This window comes from Devosia sp. (assembly GCF_017307565.1).
Classification (GTDB): Bacteria; Pseudomonadota; Alphaproteobacteria; order Rhizobiales; family Devosiaceae; genus Devosia.
On sequence record NZ_JAFKHD010000174.1, the window covers coordinates 1 to 10415 of the forward strand.

At 62.4% G+C, this 10415-nt stretch carries 10 protein-coding genes; 5 read left to right on the forward strand and 5 right to left on the reverse strand.

What is annotated here, in order from left to right; translation table 11 throughout:
* The first annotated feature begins 173 nt into the window (after positions 1–173).
* The 3 genes from J0I64_RS04825 to J0I64_RS04835 all read left to right on the forward strand — a co-directional run bounded on the left by J0I64_RS04825 (position 174) and on the right by J0I64_RS04835 (position 2221).
* Complete coding sequence (locus tag J0I64_RS04825) at positions 174–386, forward strand: hypothetical protein (RefSeq protein WP_291406478.1); 213 nt, start codon at positions 174–176, stop codon at positions 384–386.
* A gap of 69 nt (positions 387–455) precedes the next feature.
* Positions 456–1355, forward strand: a complete 900-nt coding sequence (locus tag J0I64_RS04830; RefSeq protein WP_291406479.1) for a dihydrodipicolinate synthase family protein — start codon at positions 456–458, stop codon at positions 1353–1355.
* A gap of 95 nt (positions 1356–1450) precedes the next feature.
* Entirely contained in the window at positions 1451–2221 is a 771-nt protein-coding gene (locus tag J0I64_RS04835; RefSeq protein WP_291406480.1) for an SDR family oxidoreductase, read from the forward strand.
* 76 nt (positions 2222–2297) lie between these two features.
* Here J0I64_RS04835 and J0I64_RS04840 read toward each other — a convergent pair whose 3' ends face one another.
* The 3 genes from J0I64_RS04840 to J0I64_RS04850 all read right to left on the reverse strand — a co-directional run bounded on the left by J0I64_RS04840 (position 2298) and on the right by J0I64_RS04850 (position 5060).
* Positions 2298–2537, reverse strand: coding sequence for a helix-turn-helix transcriptional regulator (locus J0I64_RS04840; RefSeq protein ID WP_291406481.1), 240 nt, complete (start codon positions 2535–2537; stop codon positions 2298–2300).
* Between the two features lie 5 nt (positions 2538–2542).
* Entirely contained in the window at positions 2543–2944 is a 402-nt protein-coding gene (locus tag J0I64_RS04845; protein ID WP_291406482.1) for a flagellar biosynthesis repressor FlbT, read from the reverse strand.
* A 61-nt stretch (positions 2945–3005) separates the two neighbouring features.
* Positions 3006–5060 (reverse strand): flagellin, encoded by a 2055-nt coding sequence (locus J0I64_RS04850; RefSeq protein WP_291406483.1) that lies wholly within the window; start codon positions 5058–5060, stop codon positions 3006–3008.
* Between the two features lie 481 nt (positions 5061–5541).
* Between J0I64_RS04850 and J0I64_RS04855 the strand changes: the two genes are divergently transcribed.
* Together J0I64_RS04855 and J0I64_RS04860 are read left to right on the forward strand one after the other, a co-directional pair.
* Entirely contained in the window at positions 5542–5763 is a 222-nt protein-coding gene (locus J0I64_RS04855; protein WP_291406484.1) for a helix-turn-helix transcriptional regulator, read from the forward strand.
* A gap of 93 nt (positions 5764–5856) precedes the next feature.
* On the forward strand, positions 5857–6126 hold the full coding sequence (locus J0I64_RS04860; RefSeq protein WP_291406485.1) for a helix-turn-helix transcriptional regulator: 270 nt from the start codon (positions 5857–5859) through the stop codon (positions 6124–6126).
* Here J0I64_RS04860 and pbpC read toward each other — a convergent pair.
* Positions 6123–8252: a penicillin-binding protein 1C gene (gene pbpC, locus J0I64_RS04865; protein WP_291406486.1), complete on the reverse strand. Its 2130-nt coding sequence runs from the start codon at positions 8250–8252 to the stop codon at positions 6123–6125. The genes J0I64_RS04860 and pbpC overlap by 4 nt on opposite strands.
* Positions 8249–10415: alpha-2-macroglobulin family protein (locus J0I64_RS04870; protein WP_291406487.1), on the reverse strand; the 2167-nt coding region annotated here is incomplete at its 5' end. The genes J0I64_RS04870 and pbpC, both read right to left, overlap by 4 nt.

A 10415-nucleotide genomic window follows, 5' to 3' on the forward strand; every position in this document is an offset into this window, starting at 1 on the left:
CGCCAACCATCGCGACGGCGCCCTTTCGATCCTGACCGGCATCGCCGCCAACCAGTCCTTTGCGACCGGCCTGCCGGTCGACGTCAAGACGCTGGTCAAACTCTGACCTTAAAGGGCCCCTTTCGTTAGCCCCCTTGCAGCATCGCCAATGCCCTTTGGGAGAATGGGTGGCGATGCTGACGATCATGGCCCTAGGGGAGGAAAGGCCCGGCGCTGGTCTACGGCTTCCCGACGACAACATCCGCCTGGCTCCACCTGCCCCGCACTTCGAACGGGACTGGGCGTGCATCGATTCCGAACACGTCACCCAGGCCCGCAAAGGCCGCGACTTCGACTCTTTGGAACGAGGTTTCGGAGCTGCGGCAGGTGAGCCGGAAATCGACTAGGGCGTGCTGATGGGCGCGGTGTTCGAACAAACTCTCGATTGCCATCCCTCGGACGAAAAGGACCAAAAAATGACCCGCACGCTCGACAGGGCCCTCACCGGCATTTCAGGCATTCTCGTCACGCCCTATGACGAGAACGGCGACATCGCCCCGCAAAAGCTGGTGCCCGTGCTGGACCGCGCCCTCGGCGCCGGTCTCCACATGCCGGTGGTCAACGGTAATACCGGCGAGTTCTACGCCCTCACCACAGACGAAGCCTCCACCATGGTGCGTGAGGTGGTCCACCTCGTCGCCGGCCGCGCCCCCGTGCTGGCCGGCGTCGGCCGCGGCATTCGCGATGCCCAGGCGCTCGCCAAGATCTCGGCCAATGCCGGCGCCACGGCCCTCATGGTGCACCAGCCACCCGATCCCTTCGTCGCCCCCCGCGGCATTGTCGACTACCTCAAAGCCATCGCCGACGCCTCCGGCGGTCTGCCCATGATGCTCTACCTCCGCAACGACACCATCGGCACCAAGGCCATCGCCGACCTCTGCGCCGTACCCGGCGTGAAAGGGGTTAAATGGGCAACGCCCAATCCGCTAAAACTCGCCGAAGCCAAGGCCGCCTGCGATCCCGACATCGTCTGGGTCGGCGGCCTGGCCGAAGTCTGGGCCCCAGCCCTCTACGCCGTCGGTGCCCGCGGCTTCACCTCGGGCCTCATCAATGTCTGGCCCGAACGCTCCCTCGCCATCCACGCCGCTCTCGACAATGGGGACTATGTCAGCGCCAATAAGCTGATCGCCGGCATGAAAGCTTATGAGGATATCCGCGCCGAAGAGATGAACGGCACCAACGTTACCGGCGTAAAGGCAGCATTGACGGCACTGGGGCGCGACTGCGGCCCCACCCGCCCGCCATCGGCCTGGCCGCTGACCACGGCGCAGCAGGAAAAGCTCGACGCCTTCATTGCCACCAACGGACTGAAATAGGGTCACCACAGTAGCATGATGTTTGGGCTGGGTTCTCGGACCGTTTCCGCGCTAGTATGAGGTACGCACCTCATTTCCAGGCGCCGGAGAGATTCATGAGCCAGACTGCCCGTTATCCCAGCCTTGTCGATATGCCCGTTGTTATCTCCGGTGGCGCCTCCGGCATCGGTGAGGCCTTGGTGCGCAATTTTGCGGCCCAGGGTGCTCGGGTTGGCTTTGTCGACATTCAGGATGAGCGTGGAGCCGCCCTTGCCACCGAACTGACCGCTTCCGGTCACACGGTTCGGTTCACGCGCTGCGATATCACCGACACATCAGCCTATCAGGCAGCCATCGGCGGTTTTGCAGCGGTGCATGGCGATGCTCTGGCCCTCGTCAACAACGCGGCGCATGACCAGCGGCATGACTGGCAGGACGTGACGCCGGAATATTGGGATGATCGCATGGCGGTCAATCTCAAGCACGCCTTTTTCGCCATTCAGGCCGTGGCGCCCGGGATGATCAAGGCGGAGCGCGGATCGATCATCAATACCGGCTCGATCAGCTGGATGATCATGTCACCGAAAATCCCGGTCTACGAAACCGCCAAGGCAGCCACCCACGGTCTCAGCCGCGGCATGGCGCGCGAGCTGGGCAAGCACGGCATTCGTGTCAATTCGCTGGTCCCGGGCTGGGTAATGACCGAGCGGCAGTTGACGCACTGGGTCGACGAAGCGGCCGAAAACCAGATCGATGCCACCCAGGCTCTGGCTGGACGTGTAAAACCCGATGATATCGCGCGCATGGCGCTTTTCCTCGCCGCCGACGACAGCGCCATGGTCTCGGCCCAGCAGTTCATTGTGGATGGCGGCTGGGCAAACAGCTAGGCCCGCCCCCTCCCCCAAAACAAAGATCCCCGCATATGCGGGGATCGGGCCGAGCCTGACGTCTGCAATGCTTGCCTCAAGCGAAGAGCGCCGAAGGCTCTACCTCGAACGCCTCTGCCAAGGCATCGATATCATCGAGCGAGAGGTCGGTCTTGGCGGCTACCTCAAGCGCATGGACGGCGTCAACGCTCCAGCCGACACGGTCGGCAAGGGACTCCGCGCTCATTGTGTGGCTACGGCGCAGCTGTGCGACATTTCCGGCAACCAGCACAAACCCATTGATCTGGGGCGCGAGGGCAAAAGCGGTGACGGCCATGACGCTCAACCCACCAGCTTGAGCTTGGCCCGGGTCGCGGTCAGCTCGGGATTGGACAAAACCTTGAGAAGCTTGATCGCCTTGTAGGTGGCGCCGCTCATGAGCAGGCCGTTGACCTCGGCCACAAGGCCAGACTGTTCCGGCGACTGGGCGAGCAGCGCCTGGACAGCTTCGACATATGAAGCCTGATGCCCGGTGACATCGCCGGTCAGATACATCTGCTGCACGGCGTGGCGTAGCCGGTTGGCGGGGTCCGTCAGGTCGGCGTCCGAAACATGGTCCTCGGAACGCAAAACGGGGGCCTTGCCCCCTACCAGAACGTTAACGATGGAATCGCACTGCACGGTGATCTCCGCGGTGCCGACGAAGAAACTTTCTCCGGGTTTTACAGTGAGTTTCAGGGCCATCGTCTTTCCTTCTGGGCAAGACCGGGGGCGGCGATGCCGCCCCCGAAGAGTATTTTTGCGATTAACGCAGGAGCTGCAGAACAGCCTGGTCCTGCTGGGAAGCCATCGACAGAGCCGACGAGGAGAGCTGCTGGCGGGTCTGGAGAGCCAGAAGGTTTGCAGCTTCTTCGTTGGTGTCAGCCAAGGTCAGGTTCGCCGCGCCGGTTTCCAGCGTGTTGATCATGTTCTTGGTGAACGACTGACGGTTTTCCACGGACGACAGGTTCGAACCGAAGGACGAAGCCTGCGGGCGGAGTTCGGTCAGAGCCGAAGACAGCTTGCTCAGGAAAGCGTCGATCTTTTCGTCGGTGTCGAGGTCTTCAGCGTCGAGGCTGTTGACACCGAGGTTCGAGGCATTGATGCCACGCACGTTGCCGTTAGCGTCCTTGGCCTGGATATCGATCGAGGACGTGCCGGACTCGTTGAAGGTGATCTTCAGCTTGTCGCCACGCAGCAGGTTGATACCGTTGAAGGACGAGTCATCAGCAAGCTTGTCGAGCTGGTCGCGCAGTTCGTTGAACTGCTTGGACAGGTTCGCACGGACCGAGTTGCCTTCGATCTTGGAGCCAACAACTGCGTCGTTGCCGTTGATGTCAACGCCGACGTTGAGGGCCTGGGTCGAGAGGTTCTCGATGCGCAGCTTGCCGTTGTCGTTCGAAGCACGGACCTTGCCCGCGTGGTCGCGGTTGATCAGTTCGACGAACTTGTCGACGGTCTTGGTTGCGTTCAGTTCGCTCTTTTCAGCAACGCCGGTGTTCACACCGTTGGTGCCGAAGAGGGCAACAGCGTCGGTACCGGAGACGGCAAGGGTCTTGGCCTCGGCGGTCTTGGCGACCAGCGAGAACTTGCCATCAGTGTCGAACTTGCCGACGACGTTGGTGATGCCCTTGGCTTCGAGCTGGGCGGAAACCGACGCGAGGGTCGCATCCTGCCAGTTCTTGACGTCGAGAGCGTTCGCACCGGCCTTCACGCCACCGATCGAGATGTCGGCAGTCTTGCCGTCATAGGAGACGGTGAAGGAGTGCTTGGCGGCAGCAACTTCGGTCGTGTAGGCGCCAGCGGCAACGGGGACAGTGGTCACACCGGTAGCACCAGTAACAACAGGAGCGGTGCCGCCCTGCTCGTTGTTGGTCAGCTTGATATCGCCGGTCGCAGCGTCGTAGTCCACGCTGTAGCCCTTGGCGAGGCCGTCGGCACGCAGGTTTTCTACGAATTCGGCGGCGTTTGCGCCGGTCGAAATCGTAACACCGCCAACGGAAACGCTGGTGGGAACGCCCGAATAGTTGAACGAGGCCGAACCCTTGACAGCCTGGGTCACGCCAGCGCCAAAGGCAACCGTGGGAGCAGCGGCGGCCGGATCGACCGACTCGATGATAATCTTACCGGCATTGTCAACGGTACCAACGCTGACGACGTACTTGCCGGCTTCCGCGCTGCCATCGAGAGCAGTCTGGATCGCAGCGGCGAAGGTCGTGTCCGAGGCCAGGTTCGCAGTCGAGGCGGTTACGGTGACGCCGGCGACGGTGATGGTCTGGGTATCGGCAATGCCGGTCTTGGTCAGCAGGGTGCGGGCACCGGCGCCAGCGGCGCTGTCGCTGGTGGAAACCGGACCGACGTAGGCGGTCGAAGCCGACGTGGTCAGCTCGGCCTTCACGCCCGGGACAGTTGCAGATGCGAGGCTGATGTCGACGCCGAGGTCACCAAACTGGCCGCCTGCAAGCGAGATCTTGGAGAGGTCGCTGACTTCGAAGGACTGGGTCTGGAACGACTTGTCCTGGCGAGCCTGACGCAGGGTCGACTGCATCGATTCCAGGTTCTTGGTCAGGGCAGTGATGCCGTTGTTGGCGGCTTCAATGACCTTGATGCCCGAGGCCATAGAGTCGAGCAGGTTGCTCATATCAGCGGCGCGGCTGTTGAGGGCCGATGCCGTGAAGAAGTTCGACGGGTTGTCGAGGGCAGAGTTCACCTTGTTGCCGGTGGCAAGACGGGACTGCGTCTTGTTCATCATTTCGGCGGTGTTCTGGAGGCTCAGAAGGTTCGAGCGAACGGCCTTCGAGAGAGAGATATCGGAACCCATGTGTGGTGCTTTCCTTCTGGAAACATGAGCCGCTTCATGCAGCCCTTCACAAATCCGATGATTGTACGCATCCTATTAAAGCCGTATTAATGATGCGAATAGACCTACAATTAAGCAAAAAAATCTTGCGGGAACAAGACTTGGCGACCGGAAGCGCAGCTGCCAAACAACAGCATCCGCCGCCGACCAAAACTCAATAAATCGCGACTGCAGAGCCCGCCCAAAAGCCGGGTTGATCCTGGTCTGGTAGACCGGGGCCGCCCTTTGCTAGAAGCCCACGTATCAAAGGTTCGGATTGGCACTGGACGAACGACGCGCGAATCTTGGACAACTCCACGCCCCCCAAAAAAGGGCCGCACCTTCGACTTATTTCCGGTGCATCGGATCCATTCGTTACAGAGCGGATTGATGAACCAAATCGACAAGCGCTCGTCGGGCCTACCCAGCGGACAACTTCCTGCACATACGACTCGTGGACTTCATGGACTATCGACCAGCCGCAACACTACTAGGATACAACGTCACCAACCTCTGCGAGAAAAAGGGGCTGACGCTTAAAGGGTTAGTCGCTCGGCTCGGCTGGTCTGCCGAGACACTGCAAAATCTCGAATCAGGCGAGCTTGACATTACCCTCGACGAACTCGACCGCCTCTGCGTGGCTCTCGATACCGCGCCACAAGATTTGCTTGAGAACCAAGCCTGACGGAAAAACCAGTTCTTTCATGAAGTTAGGTCGCGTTGCTTTGGCAACGGGGTTTAGATAGCGTAGTCCCCATTCGTCGGGGGCGCGATCCCAATGGACAGCAGGGAACTGGTTGCCTGGAACATGCGACGCCTTCGCGTCGATCGGAAGCTCTCGCAGGATAGGCTCGCGGAGCTTTCGGGCGTGGACCGCACCTATGTCAGCCGCCTCGAACGCATGCTGGAAAACCCCTCCATCGGCATTCTCGACAAGGTGGCGACCGCGATGTCCGTGTCGATCGCCGAGCTGTTCGCACCACCTGCCGCTGACGCGGCCAAGCCAAAACCTCTCAAGGCCGGCCGTCGCCCATCCAGCGTAATCTAGTCCAAAAACACCGTCACGGTATCGCCACGCCCCTGGGCATCGACCACCGAGAGCGTCACATAGCCTGGCCCATCGGGCGTCCAGCTGTCCTGTCGCGCGAATTGTGAGCGCCCAAACGGCGCGCCATTGGCAAAGAAGGTGAACGGTGGCACCCCATTGCGCACTTTCACCACGAGCGGCGACAACGCCCCACCCCTCAACCCCAGATCGACATCCACCCCATCGGCCGGAAAGGCAATTTCCGGAGCAGAGATCCGCGCCACGAGATTTTCGTTGGGGTGCCGGAAGCGCCGCAACGGCGCAGGCAACTGCGTGTTGGATGCGAATAGAACACCCGGCGGCGCCTTGGGCAGCGGTGCCTTGCGGCTGCCCAACCGATCAAAGGCTTCAAAGAGGATCGGCGCCGCGCCGGTAATCCCCGACAGTCCCGGCACCGGCGCCCCATCGGGCCGCCCAACCCAAACGCCCACCACCGTCTTGCCATCAAAGCCAATAGCCCAGGCATCCCGATAGCCATAGGACGTGCCGGTCTTGTAGGCCACACGCCCGGGCGAACCATTCAGCGGCGGCGGCACATCGGCAAGAATATCAGACACATACCAGGCCGAGACCGGATCGAGCACATCAGCCGACACATGCGGCACCGGCCTTGCGCCCAGCCCGTCATAAAGCGCCACCGGCTTGCCACCATGGGCGAGCGCCGCATAAACAGAAACCAGATCGCGCAACGTAATGCCGACACCACCGAGACCGACAGCGAGGCTCGGCGCCGTATCGACCGGCAGCCGCGGATTGGCATAGGCGCGCTTCAGCCGCGATACCAACCGCGCCGGCCCAACCGCATCGAGCACCACCACGGCCGGAATATTCAGCGACTGCGTCAGCGCATCATGAATGGTGACCGTCCCCCGATTGAACCCATCGAAATTGACCGGCACATAGCCGCCAAATGCCGTCGGGCGATCTTCAATCAGGCTCTGCGGATGCGCCAGCCCCAGCTCGAAGGCCAGCCCATAAATCAAAGGCTTCAGCGTCGAGCCCGGCGAACGGATCGCCTTGGTCATATCGACAAACCCGGCGCTCTCCGTCGCCAGCAACCCGGCCGACCCCACCGAGGCCAAAATCTCGCCCGTGTCGATATCCGCCGCCAGGATCGCCACGGACACCCGTGGATCGATCATCCGCGCCCGCGCCGCCGCCAGCCGCTCCAGCGCATCCTGCAATCTTTTGTCGAGCGTCAGCTCCACCGTCCGCGCCGTCGGCTGCGCCTTCACCGCCTGCTCGGCCATATGCGCCGCCAGCATCGGGAAGGGTTTTCGCGCCGTCGGAATGGGTTCAAGCTTGGCCGCCCGCGCCTCTTCCTCGGCAATGGTGCCCAGCGACACCAGCCGATCGAGCACCATGTTCCGGCTCGCCAAAGCCGCCGCAGAGTCACGATCTGGCCGCCGCGCCTCGGGCGACTGCGGCAGCGCCACGAGCAAAGCCGCCTCCGCCGTCGTCAGCCGTGTCGGCTCCTTGCCGAAATAGGCCAGCGTCGCCGCACGAATGCCTTCGATGTTCCCGCCATAGGGCGCCAGGGTCAGATAGAGATCGAGAATTTCATCCTTGCTGAGACTGGCTTCCAACTGCTGCGCATGGATCATCTGCCGGAGCTTGCCGAAGGCGTTTCGCGTCGGCTGCCCCTCGATCAGCCGCGCCACCTGCATGGTTAGCGTCGAGCCACCCGAAACCACCCTGCCCCCGGCCAGCACGAACTGCCCCGCCGCTCGCAGCATCGAGTTCCATGCCACGCCCGCATGGCCGGCAAAGCCGCGATCTTCATAGGCGATCAGCATGTCGATAAAACGCTTGTCGACCTCGGCTCGCGTCACCGGCAGGCGCCAATGGCCGCTGGAGGTCGTAAACGGCCGCAACAGCAGCCCATCCCGATCCGTCACCTCCGCCGAAACCGCCAGGGTCTCGAGGTCCGGTACCGGCGGCAACGAAGCTGAAATCGTCGTGGTCCAGGAGACAAGCTGGATCACCCCAGCCAGCACCAGCACAAAAACCGAAAAACCCAAAAGCGTCAGCCGCGCCACCCAGGGGCGCGGCTGCTTTTCTTGTACCTTTGTACCCTCGTCGCTCATTGGCCCTGGGCGGTGATCTCGATCGAGTACGCCGCCGTGTTCCCACGGAATTCAGGACGATACATGTCTTCCACGGTCGCTCCCGGCAGCACGAACGTACCGGGCGTTACCGCGCGAACCATATAGGCGGTCGTAAACGTGCCGGGGTCCGAGCCATAGCGGAAGGCGGCGACATATTGGTCGGTCCGCGATTCCACATGCACCGGATAGTTCAGCGACAGCCAGTTGAAATCCGACACGCCCTCGCCATCCGACAGGTTCGGGTTCTCGATTTCAAAGCCCGCCGGCAGCGGATCGGCAACGACATATTGCCCCGATCCCAGATCATGCGGCCGCACGCGCAGCACCACGATCAGGCGATCGTTCTGGCTGAGCGTCCCTTCGGTCGGATCGACCTCAGTGCCATCGGGCAGGTAATAGGCCCGCGAAATGGCAAAGCCATTGTCCGAGGCATCCGGCGGGGTTGCCGGATAGCCCGTCACCGTCACCTTAGCCTCGGTATCGGCCGAGCCGCCATTGGCGATTTCGACCGTTTCGAACCCGGCCTGCTCGACGCGGCGATAAACCTGCCCCGTCAGTGCCTCGCCATTGATGGTAACGGACCCGTCCGTGGTGCCTGCTCCAAGCGCCGAGGCCGCCAGCAATGTCCAGGTATCCTCCTGGGTCGAGGTATAACGGGCGCGGTCACGCAGCTTAGCAAGCTGATTGGCGAGCGAGGTCAGATCGACACCCGCCGGCTTGAACTCGGCCGCGAGGGCCAGCACCCCGGCCATGTCCCGCAAGCGGCTGCCATAGTCACTGCGATAGCGATTGCCATCCCGCGCCTTGCCCACGCTCTCGACCGCGGCCACAAACGCTTCATTGGCGCGCGTCGTATCGCCATAGAGCGCCAGTGCCGCACCCAGTTGTGCCTGTGCCAGCGGCGAACCGAAGGCGGCAAGACGGGCCTCGAAATAGTAGCGCAGGTCACCCATGGCTACCCGACCGGCACGAGCCAGGTCGTAAAGCGCATAGGCAATGTCTTCGCCGCCATTGTCGAAATCGCTGGCATAGGAGAGCTGGTTCGAAAGGTTGTCGAGCGCCATGCTGAGGGCCTGTTCGGGCACGGCGTAGCCGGCCGCCTTGGCGCGCAGCAGGAAGTCAGTGACAAAGCCGTCGAGCCAGAAATCCCCACCATCGAACGGTCCCCAGAGACCAAAACCACCGGCCGACGTCTGCTTGGCCAGAGTGCTGGCAATGGCATCGATCACCGTCTGGTTGAGCTTGTCGTCCCCGGCCACCCCGATCATCTGCGCCACCTCATTGAGGTAGAGCAGCGGCAAGGCGCGGCTGGAGGTCTGTTCGGCACAACCATAGGGATAGCGATCGAGCGAGAGCAGCAGTCCCGGCACATCGAGCCGCGCAATCGGCCCGATGGCAAGGGTCATCGACCCGGTATCCGCCAGCAGCCCATCGAAATAGCTCGCGTCAATGCTGACACTGCCATCCGCCTTGATCGGCACCAAACGGCTGGTGGTCACAGGCGCACTGGTCGGCCGCACACCGAGGAGCAGTTCCTTGGTCTGCGCCGTTCCATCCGGCCCCGTGACGGTCAACTGTACCGGCCAATCGCCGATCTGCATGCCGTTGAGTTTCAGATCGAGCGAAGTCCGCTCGCCCTCGCCCAGTTCCACGTCACTGGTTTCGGCCGAAGTCGAAATCCCCTCGCCGGTGGACAGCGCCACCTCATAGGAACCAGCGGCCCCGCCGACATTGTTGACCTCAACCAGGAGGCGCGCCTCGTCGCCGACACGCAGGAAGCGCGGCGGGCTCAGCGTCACAACCACCGGGTCCCGCACAATCACATCGGTCGAAGCATGCCCCACCGCCGAAGCGGTCCAGGCCATGGCCATGACGCGCACCGTGCCGGTGAAATCAGGCATGTCAAAGCTGACAGTCGCCTTGCCATCCGCATCGACTTCCACAATGCCGGTATGGAGCGCCACCAGCACCGAGATCGGCGGCGGCGTGCCCAAGCGCGAACCGCCACCATCGCCACCCGAGCGCATCGCGCCCGCCAGCCCCTGCGTCGGATCGATCAGCGAACCATAGAGGTCGCGGATTTCCATGCCGAGCTGACGCTGACCAAAATAGTAGTCATCCGGCGCCGGCACCTTGAAATTG

Bases quoted from the DNA above. Each gene is read 5' to 3' on its own strand.
- J0I64_RS04825 (WP_291406478.1), top strand. From the start codon at position 174: ATGCTGACGATCATGGCCCTAGGGGAGGAAAGGCCCGGCGCTGGTCTA.
- J0I64_RS04845 (WP_291406482.1), bottom strand. From the start codon at position 2,944: ATGGCCCTGAAACTCACTGTAAAACCCGGAGAAAGTTTCTTCGTCGGC.
- J0I64_RS04835 (WP_291406480.1), top strand. From the start codon at position 1,451: ATGAGCCAGACTGCCCGTTATCCCAGCCTTGTCGATATGCCCGTTGTT.
- J0I64_RS04830 (WP_291406479.1), top strand. From the start codon at position 456: ATGACCCGCACGCTCGACAGGGCCCTCACCGGCATTTCAGGCATTCTC.
- J0I64_RS04840 (WP_291406481.1), bottom strand. From the start codon at position 2,537: ATGGCCGTCACCGCTTTTGCCCTCGCGCCCCAGATCAATGGGTTTGTG.
- J0I64_RS04855 (WP_291406484.1), top strand. From the start codon at position 5,542: ATGGACTATCGACCAGCCGCAACACTACTAGGATACAACGTCACCAAC.
- J0I64_RS04850 (WP_291406483.1), bottom strand. From the start codon at position 5,060: ATGGGTTCCGATATCTCTCTCTCGAAGGCCGTTCGCTCGAACCTTCTG.
- J0I64_RS04860 (WP_291406485.1), top strand. From the start codon at position 5,857: ATGGACAGCAGGGAACTGGTTGCCTGGAACATGCGACGCCTTCGCGTC.
- pbpC (WP_291406486.1), bottom strand. From the start codon at position 8,252: ATGAGCGACGAGGGTACAAAGGTACAAGAAAAGCAGCCGCGCCCCTGG.